At 33.1% G+C, this 23,359-nt stretch carries 24 protein-coding genes and 1 riboswitch; of the genes, 6 read left to right on the forward strand and 18 right to left on the reverse strand.

Features of this window, described 5'->3' with window-relative positions; all coding sequences use genetic code 11:
- Positions 1-20: 20 nt before the first annotated feature.
- The 4 genes from K5S59_RS12520 to K5S59_RS12530 form a co-directional block, all read right to left on the reverse strand.
- The gene (locus tag K5S59_RS12520; RefSeq protein WP_157639288.1) at positions 21-173 is read right to left on the reverse strand and encodes a hypothetical protein; all 153 of its coding nucleotides are present in this window, start codon (positions 171-173) and stop codon (positions 21-23) included.
- Between the two features lie 554 nt (positions 174-727).
- Positions 728-1,324 carry a hypothetical protein gene (locus K5S59_RS12525; RefSeq protein ID WP_000122592.1) on the reverse strand — a complete coding sequence of 199 codons (597 nt, stop codon included), beginning with the start codon at positions 1,322-1,324 and terminating at the stop codon, positions 728-730.
- A 217-nt stretch (positions 1,325-1,541) separates the two neighbouring features.
- Positions 1,542-1,673 carry a hypothetical protein gene (locus K5S59_RS30150; RefSeq protein ID WP_255258669.1) on the reverse strand — a complete coding sequence of 44 codons (132 nt, stop codon included), beginning with the start codon at positions 1,671-1,673 and terminating at the stop codon, positions 1,542-1,544.
- A gap of 35 nt (positions 1,674-1,708) precedes the next feature.
- Positions 1,709-1,921, reverse strand: coding sequence for a hypothetical protein (locus K5S59_RS12530; RefSeq protein ID WP_162937121.1), 213 nt, complete (start codon positions 1,919-1,921; stop codon positions 1,709-1,711).
- Positions 1,922-2,424: 503 nt separating this feature from the next.
- Here K5S59_RS12530 and K5S59_RS30155 point away from each other — a divergent pair.
- The 3 genes from K5S59_RS30155 to K5S59_RS12540 all read left to right on the forward strand — a co-directional run bounded on the left by K5S59_RS30155 (position 2,425) and on the right by K5S59_RS12540 (position 4,202).
- The gene (locus K5S59_RS30155) at positions 2,425-2,556 is read left to right on the forward strand and encodes a hypothetical protein (RefSeq protein WP_001001490.1); all 132 of its coding nucleotides are present in this window, start codon (positions 2,425-2,427) and stop codon (positions 2,554-2,556) included.
- Between the two features lie 138 nt (positions 2,557-2,694).
- On the forward strand, positions 2,695-3,351 hold the full coding sequence (locus tag K5S59_RS12535) for a collagen-like protein (RefSeq protein ID WP_212981830.1): 657 nt from the start codon (positions 2,695-2,697) through the stop codon (positions 3,349-3,351).
- Positions 3,352-3,755: 404 nt separating this feature from the next.
- A complete protein-coding gene (locus K5S59_RS12540) occupies positions 3,756-4,202 on the forward strand; it encodes a hypothetical protein (protein WP_033656246.1) in 447 nt (148 codons plus the stop codon).
- A gap of 263 nt (positions 4,203-4,465) precedes the next feature.
- Here the strand turns inward: K5S59_RS12540 and K5S59_RS12545 are convergent, their stop codons facing one another.
- The 7 genes from K5S59_RS12545 to K5S59_RS12575 all read right to left on the reverse strand — a co-directional run bounded on the left by K5S59_RS12545 (position 4,466) and on the right by K5S59_RS12575 (position 11,953).
- Positions 4,466-4,945 carry a hypothetical protein gene (locus tag K5S59_RS12545; protein WP_000571449.1) on the reverse strand — a complete coding sequence of 160 codons (480 nt, stop codon included), beginning with the start codon at positions 4,943-4,945 and terminating at the stop codon, positions 4,466-4,468.
- A 362-nt stretch (positions 4,946-5,307) separates the two neighbouring features.
- On the reverse strand, positions 5,308-5,646 hold the full coding sequence (locus K5S59_RS12550; RefSeq protein ID WP_001032072.1) for a heterocycloanthracin/sonorensin family bacteriocin: 339 nt from the start codon (positions 5,644-5,646) through the stop codon (positions 5,308-5,310).
- A gap of 451 nt (positions 5,647-6,097) precedes the next feature.
- Complete coding sequence (gene tenA, locus K5S59_RS12555) at positions 6,098-6,787, reverse strand: thiaminase II (RefSeq protein ID WP_000144497.1); 690 nt, start codon at positions 6,785-6,787, stop codon at positions 6,098-6,100.
- Between the two features lie 124 nt (positions 6,788-6,911).
- Positions 6,912-7,017: riboswitch (TPP riboswitch) on the reverse strand.
- Positions 7,018-7,089: 72 nt separating this feature from the next.
- Positions 7,090-8,004, reverse strand: a complete 915-nt coding sequence (gene ddlB / locus K5S59_RS12560) for a D-alanine--D-alanine ligase (protein WP_033656347.1) — start codon at positions 8,002-8,004, stop codon at positions 7,090-7,092.
- A 4-nt stretch (positions 8,005-8,008) separates the two neighbouring features.
- Complete coding sequence (gene pdxR, locus K5S59_RS12565; RefSeq protein WP_098257841.1) at positions 8,009-9,457, reverse strand: MocR-like pyridoxine biosynthesis transcription factor PdxR; 1,449 nt, start codon at positions 9,455-9,457, stop codon at positions 8,009-8,011.
- 123 nt (positions 9,458-9,580) lie between these two features.
- On the reverse strand, positions 9,581-10,624 hold the full coding sequence (locus K5S59_RS12570) for a homoserine dehydrogenase (RefSeq protein ID WP_098257842.1): 1,044 nt from the start codon (positions 10,622-10,624) through the stop codon (positions 9,581-9,583).
- Positions 10,625-10,711: 87 nt separating this feature from the next.
- Entirely contained in the window at positions 10,712-11,953 is a 1,242-nt protein-coding gene (locus K5S59_RS12575; protein WP_120450233.1) for an esterase/lipase family protein, read from the reverse strand.
- 269 nt (positions 11,954-12,222) lie between these two features.
- On the opposite strand from K5S59_RS12575, the gene K5S59_RS12580 reads away from it, so the two are divergent.
- Positions 12,223-12,564: a DUF3914 domain-containing protein gene (locus K5S59_RS12580; protein WP_098873256.1), complete on the forward strand. Its 342-nt coding sequence runs from the start codon at positions 12,223-12,225 to the stop codon at positions 12,562-12,564.
- 65 nt (positions 12,565-12,629) lie between these two features.
- Here the strand turns inward: K5S59_RS12580 and K5S59_RS12585 are convergent, their stop codons facing one another.
- From K5S59_RS12585 to abc-f, 6 genes are all read right to left on the reverse strand, one after another.
- Positions 12,630-13,301, reverse strand: a complete 672-nt coding sequence (locus tag K5S59_RS12585; RefSeq protein WP_120450231.1) for a lipoprotein BA_5634 family protein — start codon at positions 13,299-13,301, stop codon at positions 12,630-12,632.
- A gap of 63 nt (positions 13,302-13,364) precedes the next feature.
- The gene (locus K5S59_RS12590) at positions 13,365-15,296 is read right to left on the reverse strand and encodes an ABC transporter permease (protein ID WP_098873254.1); all 1,932 of its coding nucleotides are present in this window, start codon (positions 15,294-15,296) and stop codon (positions 13,365-13,367) included.
- Entirely contained in the window at positions 15,271-16,041 is a 771-nt protein-coding gene (locus K5S59_RS12595; protein ID WP_000404259.1) for an ABC transporter ATP-binding protein, read from the reverse strand. Before K5S59_RS12595 ends, K5S59_RS12590 begins: the two co-directional genes overlap by 26 nt.
- 268 nt (positions 16,042-16,309) lie before the next feature.
- On the reverse strand, positions 16,310-16,852 hold the full coding sequence (locus K5S59_RS12600; protein WP_120450228.1) for a DUF3267 domain-containing protein: 543 nt from the start codon (positions 16,850-16,852) through the stop codon (positions 16,310-16,312).
- Between the two features lie 424 nt (positions 16,853-17,276).
- Positions 17,277-17,849 (reverse strand): GNAT family N-acetyltransferase, encoded by a 573-nt coding sequence (locus K5S59_RS12605; RefSeq protein WP_120450226.1) that lies wholly within the window; start codon positions 17,847-17,849, stop codon positions 17,277-17,279.
- A 20-nt stretch (positions 17,850-17,869) separates the two neighbouring features.
- A complete protein-coding gene (gene abc-f / locus K5S59_RS12610) occupies positions 17,870-19,498 on the reverse strand; it encodes a ribosomal protection-like ABC-F family protein (protein ID WP_033656461.1) in 1,629 nt (542 codons plus the stop codon).
- 515 nt (positions 19,499-20,013) lie between these two features.
- Between abc-f and K5S59_RS12615 the strand changes: the two genes are divergently transcribed.
- Complete coding sequence (locus tag K5S59_RS12615; protein ID WP_000395982.1) at positions 20,014-21,003, forward strand: aldo/keto reductase family protein; 990 nt, start codon at positions 20,014-20,016, stop codon at positions 21,001-21,003.
- A 72-nt stretch (positions 21,004-21,075) separates the two neighbouring features.
- Here the strand turns inward: K5S59_RS12615 and K5S59_RS12620 are convergent, their stop codons facing one another.
- Positions 21,076-21,975 carry a LysR family transcriptional regulator gene (locus K5S59_RS12620; RefSeq protein ID WP_000354649.1) on the reverse strand — a complete coding sequence of 300 codons (900 nt, stop codon included), beginning with the start codon at positions 21,973-21,975 and terminating at the stop codon, positions 21,076-21,078.
- A 366-nt stretch (positions 21,976-22,341) separates the two neighbouring features.
- On the opposite strand from K5S59_RS12620, the gene K5S59_RS12625 reads away from it, so the two are divergent.
- Positions 22,342-22,968 (forward strand): DUF6518 family protein, encoded by a 627-nt coding sequence (locus K5S59_RS12625; RefSeq protein ID WP_087985868.1) that lies wholly within the window; start codon positions 22,342-22,344, stop codon positions 22,966-22,968.
- Positions 22,969-23,359: the final 391 nt, after the last annotated feature.

Here is a 23,359-nt window from a genome sequence, read left to right on the forward strand (position 1 = left end):
CTTATCATTCGGCATCATTCCTATTTCTTAAATAAAACAGAATCAACGATTGTTAAAACTACCCAAGCTATTCCGAGAAACACTGCAATTATTGGCGTCAACCAGAAGTAGTGATACCATTTTGTGTAACTACTCATCTTCCACCATTCATGGAGTGGATTAAGCCCTATCATTTATAACAACCCTCCCCCATTTTGTTCAATAAAAAGAAAGCACCTGCGCCAGTAGATGCTCTTAATGTGATAAAGAGTTTCTTATGAGTATTGAAATAAGGTAGATACAAGCGAGTGAGCCTGTCCTACACTCTTCAATATATGTAAAGGGGCAAACGAAAAAGAGCAATCCCCTATATATAATTAAAGCACCTGTATATCAAACGTTTATATCACCAATCAACCCAGCAAATATACCAGGCTCAATAAGAAACACAAAAGCCACGACACTCACACATCGTGGCTGACTATATAAATTCAATTGATCTTTTCGTCCTTCTTGCGGATTCTTACCGCCCTTGCCCGTTCTCCGGTAACGTTTTGAAAAAGGGGCTACGCTATCCCCACACTATTCTTCTTTCAAAGAACTGTATAGATATAGAGTAATATTGATTCTGTTTTGAGAAATCCCCGGAAACGTTCCCTTTTTATCGAAAAAAAGCCCTGCATTTATGCAGGTCAAATATAAATTAGTGACTTTACTTAGATAAGATTACTGATGGATTTCATATCACTTATTCTGTTGGAGACGGAAATCTTGCAGCTTCAAAATGCGTACTATTTTCTACAGTAGAGATAACTCCAGCTACGCTACTTTGTGCAAAAACCTCGACTACATCCCCAGCATTCAATTGAATTATTGATGAAACGGCAACAACATTAGCAAAGTTTATTGGACCAAAAAAATCATTATCTATTGCAATTGCTGGATTTCCATTAACTCGAATTTCTACCCGCGCTCTATAGTTTACGTTTAAATTATTGGGAATGAACGCAATTGTTCCAATAACAGAATAAACACCTCTTGTCTTTGGTATAAAAATGGATGTTGCAGGGTTATATTCATTTGCTAAATCAAATTGTTCATTTTGGAATAAGACTTTTACAAAAGTATTTGCTGGCACAATCTGATTAACTGTGCTCACAGCTCTAAAAGCAGATGCTCTTACAAGATTGTATTGGTTATCATCAGAACAACAATTCACTTTTACATTAACCCAAGGCTTTTCATCATGTTTTTTATCACATTTGTCATAACTCTTACTACTTTTATGACAATCATGATATTTCTTTTTGTTATCCTTACAATGATCATAGTAGGAATAAGACATACTAGTTTCCCCCTTTTAAATTTATTACTACATACTATGTAAGATAGATTTAAAAGGTTTGGACGAGCTATTATTATTTTTAATAGAATTAAAAAACCCTACCAATTGGCAGGGCAGGGAAATAATATAACATGTAAAGCGGAACAACCTCATCTTAACCAATCTATACAACATTACAAAATATTAGAATCCCATTTCCGATACCTCAAAACTAAGTTTATATAATCCCCACAGCTGTAGCTATCAACTGAATATCACTTTTTTCCTTCTGATAAAACGGATCACGCTTTATCATTAATTCGTTGTACACAAACGAATCTTTAACCTTTCGATTCCCTAAGTACTTCATTTCAATTATCCTACGTTCCTCTTCATCAAGAGATGTTACAACGTCCGTTCAATTTGTTTAACACGTATCTCATGATTCTTTTCGTCACCTTTCATTTTAGGAAAAAGAACGATGCCCCCCCCCGCTCGAGCCTGTTCTTCTTGATTTTTCATCCGGACGCACAATGCTTTGTAGTTTTTCAGCTCCTTCACCACAAGTCTATGCATCTCCTTTTCATCGATGTCTTTAAAAAATGACAATTGATTCATACGATACGGTTCCCCTCCGTTCGATCTACTTACTTGAATGGTTCTCCTTTTTTGGCCAGACTATATTTACATATCTAGATTGTCACCTTTAGAACGAGCAGTTAGCTTTTGCTAGCTGCACTTTGTTTGTAAAAAAAGAACTCAATTGGACTGTACGCACATATAATATTCTGCGTTCCTTTTTTTATAAAATAGCCGTTACAAAATGAATCTCGTCACGAGAGCACTTTATTAAGTGCTCTTTTTTGATTTTTGAATACTTATCAATTGAAATTTTTGTTTAATTTATAAAATAAAACTGCTTGTCCATTTCAACCCATTCACCATCATATATTATCTAACCACTATGATCGTATAATTCTTCTTGCATTTTCCATTCACTTCGATACATTCTTTAATTCCTCTTAACAATCCTTACACTTCTAGATAATTGCATTCCAACTTCATGATTTGCTTTTTGCTACCTTTACCTCCTATGACGAGCAATCATAAGAGGTAAAGGAATGAATGAAGAAAATATTGTTTTACATGGAACTGCTATTAAATCAAGTTTAATCGATTCAACACTTCTATCTATTTTTCGTCATTCACTTTACCAACAGAAGCAACAGGAGAAACAGGTTCAACTGTATTGATTCAGGAATCCAATCTTCATATATATATTAAAAGATTTTTGGAGTGAACCCATGTTCCTTTTTCTTATACTTGTGTGTTAACCAATTCATAAGTTGTAGTGTGTAAGTGGGTGAATGAGTGATAAGGATGGTGTAAAAATGAGTGAATTTAAAAAGAAATTTCATATTCCATGTGATTGTTTTCTCCCCCCTGTACCCCCACCTCAAGTTGGACCAACCGGGGCTACAGGACCAGCTGCTACGGCATGTTGCCCATGTACGAATGTTCTTGATAACCCTGGATTTGATGAACCTGCAACACCAGGTACTCCAGTTCCAGGATGGATTGTAACGGGAAATGTTTCAGAAGTAGGATTTCCAAATGCGCACAGCGGTCGTTTTCTTCCAAATGGAACCTTGAGTGCTTTAGCTGTTTCTATTGGACCTGGAGGAATTATGACCCAATCTGTTGATGTGGGCGAAGGTTGTTGCTTTACCCTTTCTTTTGCTGGGGATATAAGAGACGGAGCACTCCTTGTTGCTTCTGTATCGTTTCCAGAACTTGGTCAAGGATGTCCTCCTAACCCTACAACATTTGGACCATTAAACATTCCGCACATTGTACCTGTTGCACCTCAACAACAAGCTGCCTTCCAACATTATACCCTTGTTGTGTGTATACATGCTGATGTAACTACAGCATGTATTAGTTTCCAAAACTTAGCTACGGGGGGAGAAGGCGCAACAGCTTTTGTTGATAATGTTGTATTCCAACCTACTGGTGGACCTTGCACTTCATGTTCACAAAATTTTTAATACATTAATATATCTGAAGCTTTTCGTTTTTCTAGCGAATCCAATAACTATTTAAGAGGGCCCCCTGGCTCTCTTTTCACATTAGAAATCACTAAAATCCCGTTCCTCAACCATGAGCCTGCTCACTATATATATTCATTAATAAACATGGGTTACTCTTCATTTCATTCAAATATCTATTTTATATTAAATCCGCACACCCCTTAGAAGCATACATACGATATCATGTGGTATTCTTTTTCAATATTAGGTTTTATCCGAGTGCGCCTTGGATGGCGCTCTTTAATTTTCAAATAACATTTTCAAGTAATTACGAGAGCGAATTTTATAATTTTGTACAAGCACTACTTCGCTTTATTAAATAGACTATATAAACATCAAAAAGAAGGGAGCTATAAATTCATATGGCTGATTATTTTTATAAAGGTGGTAAAAAGTATTATAAAAAACAATCGTATTCTCACCATCAAAAAGATAACTGTTTTATCAAAACCCATACAATAACTGGTTCGAATACAGCTTTAAATTTCAACGTACCAGCTAACACTACAAGAACTGCTTTTGAAGATTTCACCAATAACCACAATAAAACATTAATTCAAATATCTGTTGCCAGTGATGTTAGCTCGATTGAAGTAACTATTCGAACAAGAAGGTCCCCCACACCAATTATCGCCACCCTTGTCCCAGATGAAACAAGAGTATTTCAAGTAGAAGATTTCCAAAGTCTTACCCTCACTAATAATACTGAAATCCTTGATTTTATTGATATTTTGGTCCAAAAAACTTTTTGCATCTGTTGCAATGATAAGAATGATTCGTACGATGAATATTACCATGAGTGCAAGTAATAGATTAAATCACCAGAAGAACTCTTTAAATAGAGGGTTCTTTTCTTTTCACTCCCCTGATCTCCCCTTATTTTATTAAAATAACTATTTTGTTCATTTTTTTGATACTTCACTTAACTCTTTTCGAAGAGCATCTTTTTCATCAAGAATGACATTTAATCGCTTATACAGCACCCCTAAAATCTTTATTTTAATACAATAACTTTACATTAAAACTAAAAAAGAATACCTTAAGTCGGTGCCCTTCTTGCAAATATCAACCTTTATGTAATTGAACATACAGATAAAACTAATCCCCCAAATGTAATTGCACCTAGTAATCCTAATACAAATCCAGTTATGCAAATACAATCAGCAAGACAAATGGAAGACTGTGATAATGGAACAAATGACCTACTTGTACTCGATCCATATTGTTTTATTTTCTCATAATTTATATCTAACATTATTTGTAGACATGCTATACCTTCCTCAATAGAATGAAGAGATTCTTTTTCTAATCGATCCAATAATTTACTATTAAAAGTAATTGGAAGAGGATACCGTTTATCTAATTTCATATTCTGATAAATTAATTGTAAACGAGATAATATATTATTTTTCTTTTTTTCACATGTTACTGTGTGTTTCATTTTATTACATTCATTTAATAACAGTGTTAATTCATCTCTGTTTCCGTATAAATCCCTTGCTATTTTTCTCTTTAGTTTGTAGGCTTGGATCGTAGATTTAAGTTCAATCATTTTAATACACTTCCTAATAAAATTTTGCTTACCCTAATATTTTAAAAATAAACAGTACTTTTAAATCTCATTTAAAATACACTCAAGTATCTTTTTTTGCTATCGATTAACATTACATTAACCTTACATAGTTGTAATAATTTCTTTTGCTATCCACTAACTAGAAGCAACAGACTTCTTATTTTATGGTAAAAAATACAAAAAAAGCAATAATTAGACTTTAAATCTAATCATTGCTTTTTCTATCTTATCTTGATTTACACCTAAATATCATTCTTTCACTTGAGTGCTACATCAGTTTTTATCAAATTCTTTTATAAAAATTACATAATGCTTCACTAATGGATTCCTTTTTTCTCTTATCAATATTCATATGTTACAATAGTACCAGTTGTATCAGTAGTACCATTAAAACCACTAAAACAATTTGAACAACTACCACAGCCACCACAGCCACCACAACCTCCGCAGCCGCCACAACCAAAACAGCCGAAGCAACCAATACAACGGAATCCACCACAACGAAATCCACCACAGCGACCTGCACAACCTCCACAACGACCACCACAACCTCCACAGCGACGAACAGCATCTTCAATATAGTAATATGGATATTGGTTTTGTTGGTCCCAATACACGATATTTCCAGGCTGGTAATCATTAAGGCTTAATGCTTGTAGTTCTTGTTGAAACTTATTCATTTTCATGACCTCCGTTTATAAACTTCAACCTTTTCAATGCTTTCCTATCTTTCTGTTCGTTAAATCTAAGTAGAAATAGCGCTATAAAGTGAAACTTTAATCAGTGGGGGGTTGTTCATCCCCCACTGATTATTAGTTGAACCAATCGGACGTTTACGGACAGTTGATCTCCCACCTAACTTCTTTGCTCCAACTGAATTTTGAGGTGGGAGTTTTACTGTCCGTTAACGCGGGATAAACTAAGTTCAATACGTACACCTACAAAATATGACCTATTACTATATGATGCACCTTGTTCATATACTTATTTTTATATTATTTTTTCCATGGGCTCATTTTTATAAATTGAAAAAAGACGCACTTAGATTGATGCGTCTTTTTTCGATACTTCTTTTGTGGAATTATATACATAAGTTTTATTCATACCCGTGAATAGCAATACCTCTACTCATTATCCAATTACATCTTTTATTTCTGAATTCACTGGCCACTTTTCTAAAGTATAGGCCATTTCCCAAAATGAATATTCATATTGACTGCTAATAATAAAATGCTGTTTCATTCGATTTCGGTCTGCCTCTGTTACTTTTTCAGCTATTGCATCTAATCGTGTAATTTGCTCTTCAACTAATGTACGGAACCAATCAGATCCATAAGCAGAAATCCATTCGTTATAAATTGGCTCTTCTGGCTGACACTCTTTTAAACGTTCACCAATTTCATAATACAACCAATAGCAAGGTAAAATTGCTGCAATGATATCACCTAAATGTCCTTCATACGCAGCACGATACATATGTGACGTGTACGCATATGCAGTTGGAGCAGGGATAAAATTATCTTTTTCTTCTTGTGTGATCCCTAGTTTCTTCGCAAAATTCTCATGTAAAGATAATTCTGCTTCATATGTATTTTGAGCATGGTGTGCCATACGAGCTGTCGTTTCTAATTCTAGAGCCTTTGCAGCTCCTAAAGTTTGTACTCTAGCGAAATGACTTAAATAATATGAATCTTGAAGCACGTAATAGCGAAAACTAGCTAAATCTAACGTTCCCTCGCCAAGTTTTTTTACAAAAGGATGATGAAAACTAGCTTCCCAAATTGAATCTACTTCTTTACGTAATGATTGTGAAAAAGTCATTTAAATCCCTCCAAGTAATTTATTTATTATACGTATTTATCCACAGTTATTAACGCTTTAAAATAAAAAAACTTTCTTTACAGACGTAAAGAAAGTGAAATTGACAGTATTTATTGATGAAATAGTAATGTCTTTCCCACTTCCCTACGCTGGCATTAACCAGATCAGGTACTAAGAGTCTCAAATTCTCATTTGATCTCAGCCTATAATAGGCCCCCCTAGTGGATAAATATTTAATTTTCGTATTGTATTCATCATAACATACTTCATGTTACTGTCAAAAGTATTCATGATACTGCTACTTAAAATCCTTCTTCTTTTCTTATTTTTAATGAAGTTTCAATAATCATATCTAATAGTTTACTATATTGAATACCAGCTGCATCTGCACTTTTCGGTAGTAAACTTGCTTGTGTCATCCCTGGTAATGTATTAACCTCCATTACATATGGAATACCGTCCTTCACCATCATATCTACCCTTGCATAAACGCTGCACTTTAATGCTCTATAACAAGCCAGTGACGCTTTGTTTACACGTTCCTTCAATTCAGCTGGAAGTTCGATAACTTCTTCAATTGTACTAACATCATCATATTTTGCATTGTAATCAAAGAACTCAGCTGCATGTCGGATTGAAATAATAGGTAACTGTTTTCCATCAAAAATTGAACATGTAATCTCATCACCTTTTATATACTTCTCTATTACTACTTCAGAATCCCATTCAAACACAGTTTCCAGCATTGAAATTAATTCATCTTTATCATTTACAATCTTTACCCCAACACTTGATCCACCAGAGTTTGGTTTTACCACTAACGGAAATCCTAACTTATCTAATTCATCAAGATTTAGATCCGCCATTTTTGTAAGTTCAATCCAATCTGGTGTTTCTACACCTTCATAACGTAAAATCTTTTTCGAAATATTTTTATCCATACATATACCGCTAGATAACATATTGCTTCCGCTATAAGGAATACCTAAACTTTCAAGTGTTCCTTGAACTGTCCCATCTTCTCCGTATTTTCCGTGTAATGCGAGCAGTGCGAAATCAATGTCCTTCGCTTTTTCGATTAAATCCATTTTTTCATCTAACGTAATTGGAACTATTTCATACTTACTTTTATCTAAATGTGCAATCATTTCATTTCCAGTCATAATAGATACTTGTTTTTCAGAAGATACTCCACCCATAATAACGCCAATTCTCATTTCCTCAACTCCAAATTTCATTTTTTATTGTATCACCAATTATTTCGATTCCCCGAACTATATCTTCTTCTTTCAGACGTGAAAATCCTAATCGAAAAGTGTTCGATCCTCCTCCATCAGAATAAAAAACATCTCCTGGAGAAAATGTAACCCCTTGCTCATAACACTTTTGCAAAAGCATACGGGCATGCATTTTTTCTTCTAACTCTATAAATAAATGGAGGCCACCATCACCGGTCATTCTTTGAAACGGAATGTACTTGTTACATGCACCAACAGCTAACTCATATTTTTTCTTATAAACTGATCTTGCCTTTTTTAAATATTTTTCAAAATATCCTTCATGTAAATATTGAAATAGAACAGCTTGATCTAACGTAGATGTGTGAATCGTTCTTGCTCTTTTTACACTTTCTAGATGATGAATCAGTTCTTTATCTGCGATGATCCAGCCTACACGTAAACCCGGGAAAAGTACCTTTGAAAAGCTACTAATATAAATTACATTATTACCAGCGCCAGCAAAAGTTAATAATGGCGCTAAATGTGAACCTGAATAACGTAGCTCTTCATTAAATCCATCTTCTATAATAGGAACTTTATATTTGGAGAATAATCTCATCAGTTCCGTTCTTTTCTCCGAACTCGTAACAATACCGGTTGGATTATGATAGGAAGGAATTAAATATGCGAAATCAAACTCTTTTTCACGCAAACTTTTTTCTACTTCGTTCGTATCGATGCCATCTTCATTCATATTAATTCCGTGAACTTCAAGTCCATGTAAACGGAAAAGCTTCAATGCAGCATGGTGAGTTGGATTCTCACAAATAACCCGCCCTGATTTCTTCGATAATGAGGAAAGTACAATATCCAATCCTTCTGTAAATCCATTTGTAATTAAAATATCTTTGTTCGAAATATCTACACCTTTCATTTCCATATAATGAAGTAGATAATTCATTAAAGGTCTATAACCTTTTGCGTATCCGTAGTTTAATACAACATCCCCTTCAATGGACATACGAGTAAGAAAAGCTCTTTTGAAATTTTCCACATCAAATAGCTTTTCGTCCGGAGCAATGCTATTAAAAACAATCATTCCTTTTTCCCAGCGAACACCATGTTTCATTAAATCTAATTCATCCGCTAATAAGGTAACTGTATTAAGTTTATTTTTCCAATCTATTTCAACAGACGAAGTGTTCGATATATCAATCTTCACTACAAAATTCCCTTTACCTTTTACTGCATAAATGAGTCCTTCTTGCTCTAAATCGGCATAAGCAGCGAGTACAGTATTTCTACTCACACTTAGTAATTCGCTTAGCTCCCTTGTTGAAGGAATTTTTTGATCACCGAGCAAATGCCCTTTCATAATCATCTTTTTCAAATAATCTTTCAATTGAATATAAACGGGACGATCTTTGACAACTTTAAAATCTTTAAACAATTCCTTACCCCCTGCAATTATTTTTGCATATTTATTTCATTCTCAAAAGGTCCACTACATATGTATTTTTTATAAAGGGCGGTACGGTCTTATAAAATAAAGGCTAATAATCAATGGTGGATTTTACTCCTCATTAATACGGTACAAATCATTACGATATAAGTTAATAATATCTTTTAAAGCTGCTGCTGCGGCTCCGCGTGGATTAGAAGCGCCACCAATTGTAGTAACTTGCCCCATCGTATCTGTAAAGAACGTAATCCCTTTTTCTGTCCCATTTACATTTGCTAGCGGATGATCTTTATCTATTTCGCGCGGTTCCACATTAAGAGCCACATTTCCAACCTGATCCTTATATGCAGAAGCTATTAATTTAATATATTTATTATGTTCCTTAGCATTTCGAATTTGTTGTTGTGTAACCTGTTCAATTCCTTTTATATGTATATCGGTAAGCGTATTTTCTGTTCCCATTAAACTGTTTGTCAAAAGTAACAATTTACATGCACTATCAGAACCACTTACATCTAATATTGGGTTCGTTTCAGCAATTCCTTTACTTTGTGCTTCTTTCAGTGCTTCTTCAAACGTAATACCTTCCTCATTCATTTTCGAAAGAATATAATTTGTGGTCCCGTTTAATATTCCTTCTATTTTTTCAATATGGCAACCAGCTAAACTAAATTGGCCAATATCAAGTGTCGGTAATGCGGCAGCAGTTGCACCACTATATCGAATTCGTACATTTGCGATTTTTGCTGCTTCATTTATTTCTCTCCAGCTTGTAACGAGTGCACCTTTTGAAATTGCTACGATATCCATCTGTTTCTCAATCGCTTGTTTTATATATTGCTTTCCTGGATTTCCATCTTTAAGATTTGTAACAGTCGATTCCACCAGTACAGTACCACTTATGTTATCTGTTGCTCGTTCCTTCGGATGTTGTTCAATATATTCTTCAATTGCAGAGCTACCGCCACCATACTTTAATAAGTGATGAATAGATAATCCATCCTCATTATGTATTGCAACATTTCTACCTAACACGCCACTTACAATTAATTGAATCCCATATGTTTCATATATATATGAATATTTTTCGTTTAGTAATTTTATAAACTCTCTTCCTACTGTTCCATATCCTGATAATACAACTTTAACTTTCATACTATCCCCCCATATTTTTCTACCATATCCCTCTTTCAATATAATATAAAGCGCCCTCGAATTCCATCGAGAGCGCTTTATTATTATCTAATTCGGTAATCTTGATAGCTTTTCTGCAATTGTTCTATAAAACTCTTGAATACTAGAAAAACCTAACGTGTCTGAAACACTAAGTCCTACCATATCGAGATGGTCCCAATTTGCTTTCGTTTCAATATGATTCCATTTTCCAATCTGTAAAGCCTCATTATTATTTACAGCAGTATTATAAGAAGGTGCAATCATAGAATTTGTATTTACTACACCGTCATTTTGCCACCAAGAAGTATCAATGAATGGACGATTTTCTTCATATCTCGCATAAGAACCTAGGAAAAATGCATTGCCCATTAACACTTTATTCATCGTTATATGAGGTAGATGTAAACCTGTTATAGGTGCTGCTTGTGATGCATGTCCACTATAGGATAAGTAATACACATCTGATTGCGTCTTTACCCAATTATTAAGCTCCTTTGCACCATCTGTACTTAAATCCCATTGACTTATATCTTTTGTATCTTTCCAAAGTGAACTATTTACAACACGATCAGTGTATTGGAAAAAAGACTCTCCAGCATTCTTTTTTATACCCCATTGATCCAATTTAAAATCATATAACGATAAATTATTATTCCCTCCAAAACTTGCAGCTGTAATGAGCAAATCTTTAACGAACGGTAGTAGAAGACTACCATCCGCAAGTGTGGTGCCATTGTGAGGAGTTGCTAATGTTGTCACACTATGAACATATGATTTCTTGCCCTCAAATAGTGGTGATATATTCGTATTCGGGTGATTTTTTACATGATTTTTTTCTTCAAAGCTACCTTCTTTTAATAGCTGTACTAATGTTCTAATCGTTTGTCCACCCATGCTATGCCCAACTAAATGAATTTTATTGGTTTCACTCCAATTCGGTGCAAAACCACTATAAGTTCTGCCAAAACGATTATGTCCGTGTTTCTCAGAATGTGCGGGACCGTAGTCTACTGTACCACCATTAATTTGCGCATATAACTCACATGCGCGATCCCAGTTACTAGAAACAGGTCCAACAGCAGCAGTATGTACTATATAGCCACTTCTTTTTAAATCTTCTTGTATATCATGAACACCACCCCAATATTTAACCCCTAACATTTCCTCTCTACCCCAGCCAGCAAATCCATTCACTAGTATGATAGGATAATTATTTTGTTGCTTCTCTTCAGCGTATGTTGTTTTTACTGTGAACGAAAAAACAGTCACTAATGCGAAAAAACATATTTTTAAAATTAACTTCCCCATTCTTTCTCCCCCCTTAATAAAACGTTTACATATTTCTATTAAAAAAGAGTTCTTAACTTAAACATAATGTAAAGTATTTTATATACGTTGTATATATAGAAAACATACATAAATGTTGATAAATATTAAATCAAGTAAGCATTTACCATTTACAATACAACTTGTAAATCTTATTATTTGAATTTATAATTAGATTTAGTTTCCTCAAGTTAAATAGCTTTAAAAATTATAAGAAAGCCAATTTCACTACTTAAGGAGGAGGAAAAGGCATGCAAATTGAAATAAATACTCATACACTATCTCAACCTACTAAATTAACCCCTACTTCTCTTGAGCGTAATATTATCTCTTCTAGTAAACTTGAAGATAAAAAATCAAATGATCCAATCAAGTTTGATATTCGTTCATCTGAAAAAGAAATGAAACAACCTGAGCATAAATTTAACGAATTAGATTTATGGAAGATGTTAAAAGATAAAGGTGTTCCTTTATGGATGATACTTGAAATGCTACAAAAGGTCCGTAAAGAGAAGGAAACTCAAGATAGTTCGGTTCAATATGCAAATGGTATTGAAGAAACGAACAAGACACGATTAAATGAAGTAATGTAAGTTGTTTAAATGGTATTAAAAAGAGTTCGAGGTTGATAAAGTTTTTATCAACCTCGAACTCTTTTTTAATATTTTTCTCCTACTGTTACAAACTGAAATGAAACTTCCCCTTTATGATCTTTAATTAACTTTTCTACTTTTACTTTTTCATTTATCAATGTATTATCTGTCGACATTTTAGGTTTTTCATCACCTAAAGACTTTTTCAGATGGAGAAGTTGCATTTTCGTTTCATTTGCTTTTATTTCTTTATACACACTATCTTTTGCTACAATTACATACGATTGGGTTGGATATTTACGAGTGTTACCTATCCAAGCATCACTACTGTATGTAACAGCAATCTCCGTTCCTTCTAATTCAATACTTTTCAATTTTTTTTCATCTTCACTTGCAAACAAAAGCGATCCTTCTTTTGGTAAATTAGGTAACGTATCTAAAGGTCTAAATTTGGATCCATTCTCTCTTTCTCGAAAAACCTTTGTTTTAATCAACGCTTGCGCTGTAGATTCATTTAAAATTACTACTTGTCCTATTCCAAATGTATCTATTTTCACAGAAAACACTTCATTTTCTTTCGTAATCTCCTTATAACGATTAATAATTGGTGAAGTATAATTTTCGTCTCCAAAAATTAATACACCGTTGGCTGAAAGTCTGTTTTCATTTTTAGAGCAAGCACTAAAGCTTATTAAAAGTATTATAATTAACATAAAAATGGTTAATGTTCTTTTCATCACAATTCCTTTCTAAATTCACTTTTTTATATGCTTTTGTATAATCTTACAAGCTGATATACTCTATTGCTCCATAGTTTTATACAGCTTTTGTAAATAACGCCAACGTGTTATAAAGAAATATAAAACTTGTATACATATAAATGAAATTAAAATAACGATAGAGCTATTTAAAATAGAAAAATCAACTAATTGTTGTAATGCAGTATAAGCAACTACAGTATGAATCACTGCAATAACAATCGGTAAGAAAAACATTAATACTAACTGTCTCGTTACAACTTTTTTTAATTCTCGTTTACTTAATCCCATTTTCGAAATCATTTTATATTGCTGTTGATCACGATCCAAATCAGTATATAACCGGAAGTAAATAAAACTAGCAGCAAATGTAAAGAAGACGATTCCAACTAAAACACTTGCCATAAGTAATAATCCATTCGTTTGTTTTGCACTTAACAAATCTAATGTTAGAGCTTGAAAATGGAAATCTCTTTCTTTAACCTCTTCACTAAATATACTATTTAATTGGTTTGAGATTTCTTTCGTTTTCAACCAATCATCTACAACAAATCCGTAAGTACGATCTCGAACAACTATATCATTCTGATTAACATTAAAAGGAATTCCATCATATATATGATCTTGAACAGCTATATAAATACTATTAGAATCATGTGGTAAAACTAAATTTTCTAGAGCTTTTTTAACACGAAATGTCTTTGTCCAATCTCCTTGAATGATTTCAATATTCTTTTTATAGTCACCATTTTTAAATTCTTGTTTCTGCGATACCATTCCAGGAATTAGTAAAATTTCATCTTCTTTTTCAATCGTTTCTTGTTGATAACCGAGTGCTCTTGCAAGGTCGTTATATTCACTTAACTTCATTACATATACGTTACTTTCTGTATATATATATGAAGATGAAGCCATTCGATAGGGAATATTAGCATCTGAAAGGTGTTTTTTTATAATAGAAAGATGTTCGTCCACCATTTTGTTTTTTTCAGGCCCTATATATAGAAATGTATATGGATTTGTCATCCTTACCAAATCTTTATTGCCAAGAGCAGCTGTCGTTCCAATTGCTGTAAAAGCAACTGCTGAAATAATAGATACAATAAAAAACATCGTTGCATTATCCTTCATACGATATATTAACTCTGAAAACGTTAATATATTTGTTCTCTTTAAAAAGAAAGATTCACTCCTTTTTGCAAGGTGCAAAATATATACGCTACACTGTGTATATAAAAAGTATGTTCCTATAATTACTAGGAGCACACCTATTCCAAGCGTAATAAAACTATAATTTGAGATAAAGCGAAATACTAAAATATAACCATATCCTATACTAAATAATGAAAAAAGTGATAATAAAATTGATGATTTCGGTTCAGGCTTTGGCTTTTCACCAGCTTGCATAAGTTCCACAAGTTCTGTTACTTTAATCGTTTTAAATGTAACTAACGAAACGATTAAAAATAAGAAAAGAAACGTGAAAACTGTTAATAATACAGCCTGTACTGGTATATAAAAAGGTAAGCCGTTACTAATCATTAATACACTAGCACTTATTAATAAAACTAGTTTAGAAAATATAAGTCCAATAAGAACCCCTATACAAATTGAACCAAGTCCAATTAACATATTTTCAATTAACAATAACTTCTTAAGCTGTCTCATTGACATACCTTGCATCATTAAAATGCCAAATTCTTTCTTACGTGTTTTTAAAAACGAACCCACTGAATATAGAATAAAGAAGAATGAAAAAACAAAAATCAAGCCTTGTGAAACTTCAAATCCTAATGTACCAAATGAACTTATTGTAGCACTTGTCGATTTTAACTCCCCTTGTAAATCAGGATGGAATAATAAAAGAGCATACGTAAAGAAAATCATAATCGAAAATGCACTGCTTAAAAAATGAGCAGCATATATACGCTTATTGCGAAAAATATTATTAAATGCGAATTGACGAAAAGTCATGCCTTTTCCCTCCTAACAAAGAAAGGACATCCATAATCTTTTGATAAAATGCTTGCCTGCTTTCACCACAATAAATTTCATTATATAATTGACCATCTTTTATAAAAATAACTCTGCTACAAAAACTCGCTGCATACGGATCATGTGTAACTAACATCATCGTTGCCTTTTCTTCCTTATTTAAAGTATCTAACATCTCCATTACATCATTTGAAGATTTAGAATCTAAATTCCCGGTTGGTTCATCTGCAAGTAATAATTGCGGCTTATGAACAATTGCACGAGCGATTGCTGTTCTTTGAGCTTGTCCCCCTGATATTTCAAACGTTCTTTTATTCAATATATCTGTAATATTTAATTTCGCTGCAATTTTTTCTACTCGTTTGTTCATTTCTTGCACAGAAACACCATCTAATGTCATCGGCAATACGATATTTTCCTTCACTGTAAGCGTACTAAGCAAATTAAATGATTGGAATACAAATCCTAATTGTTTTCTACGGAATAAAGCTAAATCTTCAGATGATAACTGGAAAGGATTTGTACCATTTATTACTATTTCACCTGATGTTGGCGAGTCGATAGTAGATACCATATTTAATAACGTTGTTTTCCCGCTACCTGATGGCCCCATGATCCCTATAAATTCACCTTCTTGAATTGATAAATCAATATCCACTAATGCTTTAAAAGGTATTTTCCCTTTATATACTTTACTAATATTTTTCGCATGTAAAATTTCCATTTCTATTCTCCCTTCATTTGCACTTCTCACAATAGAGTGTAAATGAATTGTCTTTTATCTCATATTGATTCATCTTTCATTTATCTTACACGCTTGTAAGATTTCTAAAAAAACTGACAATAAAACTATTTTCAAACTAAAATAAACGCATAACTATCTTATAATAATTGTATAGTGGGAGGAAATACAATTGTATATCAAATCTTTATTATAAAAACGAAAAAAGACCGATTGCTGTATCGGTCTTTTCCTTCCCAAAGTTATATTTTTAACTAATGCCTTTAGTTGAAATTTTTTTGAGATACCCTTTTTTATTGTCTTCCACTTTATAATAACCTCTACAAAAAATTGAGTTCTTCGGTTTAATCGCAATTAATAATGAATTATATATATCTGAAGCAGAAATGATTGCGTTTATCCAACATACAAATAATAAGATTGATTTAATATTTCCTGATACAAAAGATGATATAATGGCCGGAACGACCGATAATACAATTATAGGTAAGCTCATAAAAATCCAAAACCGCGTTTTGGATAGGAGTGCATTTGTATTTAGCCAAAAAAATATTCCGCTACAAGTTAGACTAATATCCCCCATTTTATTTATAACAATAATGTGTAGACATTCATGAACGATGAAAACAAAAATGCCAATGATGATGAGATAAAAAATATTAATATGGGTGAAACTTGCTCCAAAATAATACGGTATTAGAAAAATAATGATTTGAAGTGCATATACAAACTTCATATAATGTTTCCTATGCCAATTATTTTGTATAAAAGGAGTCCATTCTGACAAATCCATACTTATTTGTGGTAAATGACGAAACCAAATGATAATATGCTCTCCCCTCCCTCATTTAAACTATTTCATATCCTGAAAATTCGAAATACACTAACACTCAACTGCTAATCGCTTGCCTTTACGTTTGCCGTACATTCTTCTATTTAAGCCTAAAGTAGTTCATGTGTAAGATGATTTGAGTAAGAAATTAGTGTTTTCATAGATATATACATTCGACAAATTTTTCCAAATTCCTTTTTGATATAATGTTTTATGAAATAGTTCTCGCATTTACAACTTGCTGCTTTTGTTTTTGGTGAAAGGCACATCCAGAATCTACACTTTACTATGGTTAACTAGTACTTTAGAATGCAAAAAAAGCTTAGAGTTTTAGCTCTAAGCTTTTTTTGCATTCTCGCTCCCTTTAAAGAGCAGCATTTTTTATTCATTCGGATTTACTCAATACATAATGATTATAAATTTGATTTTCTATCGTCTGTTGACCCAAATAAATAAATCCACATTTTTCAATAACTTTATTTGAGGGTACGTTGTTAATTAAAGCAATTGCGTTTAGAACTTCAACATTTGTATTTTCAAACAAATAATCGATCAAACCTTTTGTCGCTTTCGTTGCATAACCATTATTATGATATTCACTTGAAACAGCATACATAATTTCTCTGTTCGGTAAAGGTAGCTCATCTTTCATACCAGTGCAGCACCATCCAATAAATTCATTTGTGGTTTTCTTAAATATTCCTAGTCTTAATATATGATCATCTATGTTAGTCGTAGTTCTCACCGCATGAAGAAACGCTTTGTTTTCTGGTATTTCATCATTTGTAACCCAATTAACTCGTTGTTCTTTCGTTGATTTCCAGTCTGGTAAAAACTTTTCAATTTCCGGTTGATTTGATATTTTATAAATACTCTCTGCATCTTTAACCGTAAACTCCTGTAGGTATATATCACCACAATCTATTCTAAATAACTTAGTCAAACTCCCTTCTCCCATCTTTTTCCCCCTTCCTTACGTTAAAGTGCCTTAATCTGCTTCGTAAGTTCCATAAACCGTTCATCTAGTTCTTTATATTCTTTATCTTTAGAAGTTAAAAAGCTTAATTTCCCTAATACTTCTTGTCTTTCTGTTTCTAACGTTAAACGTAGCTCTTCAATTTCATCTCTAGTTTTCGTAGGTTCTTTGAGCTGTTTTTGTATCGTATTGTTTAAAAACAAGAGCTTCGCGTTAGTTGTTTTCTCTAGAAAATATCGATCGTGAGAAACGATAATGAGTGTTCCGTTATACTCAGCTAATGTATTTTCAAGCTGTTCACGTGAAGGTAGATCAAGGTGATTCGTCGGTTCGTCTAAAATAAGTACATCTTTTTCATCTAAAATATAAGCCATGAGCTTACATTTCACTCTTTCCCCCATACTCATATACGCAATTGGCTCTTTCCATTGAGAAGCTTGGAACCCTAAATGTCTCATTAAATTTTGGACTTTTCCTCTCTCCTCAAATGTCTCTTTATAAAATAAATCTTCTGGTGTTTTATCAAGCGGTAAATCAAATACTTCTTGTGTTAAATATCCAATGTTTGCTGATGGTGAAATCCATACTTCTCCTTCAGCAGTTTCTGTTCCCATAATCATCTTTAGTAACGTTGTTTTCCCGCTACCGTTTGGTCCAATAATTGCAACCTTTTCACCGTGCTGAATTGTAAAATTAACGTTTTCAAATAATATCCGATTATTAAATTCTTTCCGCAATTGTTTTACTTCTAAGAAACGTTTTCCTACTTTTTTACTCGCTTGAATAGAAAATTCAACTGAATACTCTTCTTTCACACGTTCTACTTTCGTTTTCTCCAGCTCTTTTTCAAGACGTTTTCGTTTCGATTTAACTTGCGCGTCCATTCGCTTCGCCTTTACACGATAAAATTCTTTCACTCCTTCTTGTTTTGTAGACTGCGCATGTGCCTTTTGTGACCATGAACTTAATTCTTTTATATGAGTTTCTACTTGTTCTATCTTCTTTTGTTGTTTTTCATATTCACGCTGCTGCGTCATTCTTTTATGCTCACGTGCTTTCATATAGCTCGTATAATTCCCGCTATGGTCAATTAATTTCTTATCCTCAATTGACCATATTCTAGTTGCGACAACATCTAAAAAGTATCGGTCATGCGATACGACGATAACTGTACCTTTCATATTTTTGATTTGTTTTATGAGAAATTCCGTACTCATCTCATCTAGATGATTTGTCGGTTCGTCTAATATTAATACATTAGGGTTTTCAGCAAATCCTTTTGCTAATCGAACTTTTAGCTTTTCACCACCACTTAAAGTTAGAAAATCGTTCGTGGGCACGCCCCATTTTGCAAGAAGTTCCGCTTCTTTTGCAATTATATCCTTACTAACAAATGATTCTATTTCTTGTTCAACATATGCTGTTGTCATATTCATTTGCATCCATTCAACAGTACCTTTTGATGGTTCAATCTTCCCATTTATTAATTGAAGTAACGTTGATTTACCAGCCCCGTTTTTACCAATTAATCCAATAACATCCCCTTGTCTTACTGTCACATTCATTTTCTCTAACAACATATTTTCCTTAATTTCAACATAAACATCATTTAATTTTAATAGTTCTTTCATAATACCGATCCCTTTCATTAAGGGAGAATAAAAAAATCCTCCCAAATAAATTTGGCAGGATTAGTCGTTAAAATATTTATACCCAAATAAGCTATTGCGTAACATAAATAGCAATACCGTTGTATGGAAATTGGGCAGACTAATCCTATTTTTTAGAAATTGAAATTTATTGAATTTCAACATTTAAAAATAAGATTAGTTAATCATCGTCCACCCATCATTCCTTTCCGTCGTTAGTAACCATATTGTACCATGATAGTACTGTATGAGTAAATGCAAATATATGTGCTATTATAAAGATTGCTTTCTTCTAGGTCTATTTATCATTTCTTAACTTCAAATTGAACAAGCATACTTTACATTTATTGTACTACTCTTTAAGATTTCCCTAATAATAACTTTCTAAGCACTCCCTCTTATATAATTTTTATATAACTGTATGATCAATTGTATATTATACATACTACATTTCAGTTCTTATAATAAAGTTATCATTTTTAAGGAGGGATTCTACAATGGAATTTAGCAAACTCGGAAACAGTGGGTTAACAGTAAGTAAGATTGCATACGGGAACTGGATAAACCATGGCGGAAAAGTAAATGAAGATACTGCAAATGAATGTGTGAAAGCCGCATTAGATGTTGGAATTACAACGTTTGATACTGCAGATGTTTATTCGGACACTATTGCTGAGGAGATACTTGGTCGCTCTTTGAAAGGAATACGCCGAGAAAGTATAGAACTTTGTACAAAAGTATGCCATCCGACCGGACCTGGAAAAAATGATCGTGGATTATCACGAAAACATATAATAGAAAATTGTAATGCATCGTTACAACGGCTACATACAGACTACATTGATGTCTATTATGCACATCGATTCGATACAACAACTCCTCTTGAAGAAACGATGTTAGCTTTCTCAGATCTTGTAAGACAAGGTAAAGTCCTTTATTTAGGTGTAAGTGAATGGACATCGGAGCAAATTACACGCGGTGCAGCACTGGCCCGAGAATTGAACATTCCTCTTATTGCTAGCCAGCCTCAATATTCGATGTTATGGCGAGTGATCGAAACAGATATAATACCTACATGTCAACGTGAAGGACTTGGTCAAGTTGTATGGTCTCCCCTCGCACAAGGTATTCTCACTGGAAAATATCAACCAGGTAAACCGATCCCTGCCCAATCACGTGCTAATTCAGATGCAGGAAAACCGTTTTTTAACAAACTCGTACAACGCTGGATGAATGATAACGTACTTACTGCAATACAAAAACTTAATCCTATTGCACAAGAAAATCATCTCACCCTACCTCAACTCGCAGTTGCTTGGGTACTACAAAATCCAGCTGTTTCCTCTGCAATTATTGGTGCTTCCAATCCGCAGCAAATAAGAGAAAATGTAATTGCTTCTAATGTTACATTGTCACCTGAAATTATGGGCCAAATTGATAGTGCGCTAAAAGGTTTCATTGAATATGATCCAAGTAAAACAGGTTAAATCATCAGTGACTTCACAATAAATATAGTACCTTTCCAAATTCACTACTGCCCATCCAATCAAGATGGGCCTTTATTTTTCAAATTTAAGTTGTGAAGTCTTATAAATCTCTCTAACAACTGCTAAGAAGTTCTCGAGCACGACAGACTTTTCATCCCGCCTCCATCCAGCGTATAAGTTTATCTCCGGTGTATGTTCCTGAATGTCTTTATACATAACTCCCGATTTTTTATAACTTTCTACCGATGATGGAACGACAGAAATCCCCATTCCTGCTGCAACTAAATTTACAATCGTCTGCATTTGAATTGCTTCTTGAACAATATTTAAACTTACTCCATGTTCCCAAAAGTAACTAATAATCAAATCATAAAAGTTAGTACCGAAATGACGAGGAAATAAAACAAATGGTTCATCTACTAGTTCTTTAATAGGAATATTAGGTAACGAAACTAATGGGTGATCTTCATGTAAAACCAATTTTAAACGTTCTTTAGAACAAACTTCGGAAGACAATATTTCATTATTCTGCTTAGAACGAATAAATCCAATATGAATTTGTTTTTCATAGAGTGCTTTTATTTGCTGGTCCGTTGTCATCTCGCGTAATATAAGCTGAATTTTAGGAAACCGTTCTCGAAAGGTTTTTAATATGTTTATAACCGTTTCTGTAGAATCGACAAAACCGATGATTAAATACCCGATTTTTCCTTCCTCTACAAGCAGAGTTTCTTTAATAGTTCTTTCTACTTGAAGCAGCGTTTGTCGCGCACCTTCTAAAAATATTTTCCCAGCATCGGTAAGCTCAACCATTCTTTTTGTTCGATGAAAAAGTTGGACCCCTAATTCATCTTCTAATTTACGAATTTCTTGGCTTAAAGGAGGTTGTGCCATCATAAGACGTTCCGCCGCACGACTAAAGTTTAATTCTTCTGCCACTGTTATGAAATATTTCATTTTACGAATATCCATTACAATCCCCCTAACATTCACAACTAGCAAAAAAGCCCTCCTTCTAATAAATTATTAATAAAAACAGGAGGAAACTATATCAATCCCTTTTCGTTTCTTTTTTATCATAAATCATTTCATGAAAATACGAGAGATTTATACTAAGTTGAATTACATGTTTTGGGCAGTTTCATTACTTGCATATATTATTTGATTTACTATTTGGTTGAGTAACGAGTACTTGATATTTTATTCACCCAATTATAAAACAAAATACCATTCGTTACCCAACAACAAATTATTGTTTCTCGATAAATTTTTATTGATTACTCTCCTATAATAAGCTATTATATGTTTGTAGAAAATATTAATCTAAGGATTGATTTTATGGACAGGACATTAAAAATTACAAAGTTAAATATGTTTTTAAGGATTTTTCTCATCCCGATTATAGTAGGGATAATTGTTGGTATACTAACTAAATTAGGGCAAGGTATACTTCCAGGACATTGGAATTCATTAGCTAATCTAGGAAGTGTTTGGTTAGTTCCATCCTTTTTTGTAGCTAGCTTTAGTTATTCTAAGCGTACAGCTATATTTTCTGGCACCCTTGCACTACTCGGTATGGTATTAGGCTACTATGGTTATGCAATAGTTATTAAAAATGTAGCTCACTCTATTTATTTTATATCTGTATGGATTGTATGTGCATTTATAGGAGGAACTATCTTTGGAATTGCAGGTTTTTTATGGAAAGATACTACAAATCCACTTCATAAATTCGGAAGTGCGCTTATTAGTGGAGTTTTTGTAACAGATGGACTTCACATTCTTTTAAATTTTGAAGACTATAGTCACATGTTACCTGTTGGATATACCGAAGTGATAGTCGGAATTATCTTGATTCTTGTATTAGAACGCTCTAATGCTAATCGAATTTCTTCTTTCTTAATGATGGTTCCTATCATTATTTTAGGATTAATTGGATATACATTATTAAGTTTGTTTACTTAATTACAATACTGTATCAATAAAAAACAAAAGACTAATTCTATTATAATCCACAAAACATATCACGAATTCGAACATTATACTTATTAATGTTGATATACTTATTCATAGGATGAATTCATGAAGCTATCTCTTTCAAAGGGGTGGCTTTTTTCTTACAAAAACTATTTATCAGCTTTTTATTAAATACTTCTAATTTAACATTCGTATTTATTGGCGTGTCATTATACATACTAAGATGACCTTTCAACATTTCATATAATTGCTATAAAGTGAAACTTTAATAAATGGGGATTTTCTTCATCCCCCACTGATTATTAGTTGAACCAATCGGACTTTAATGGGCAGCCCGACCTCTACCTAACTTCTTTGCTTTCGCTGCATTCATGAGGTG

This window comes from Bacillus sp. BML-BC051 (assembly GCF_019656175.1).
GTDB classification, from domain to species: Bacteria; Bacillota; Bacilli; order Bacillales; family Bacillaceae_G; genus Bacillus_A; species Bacillus_A mobilis.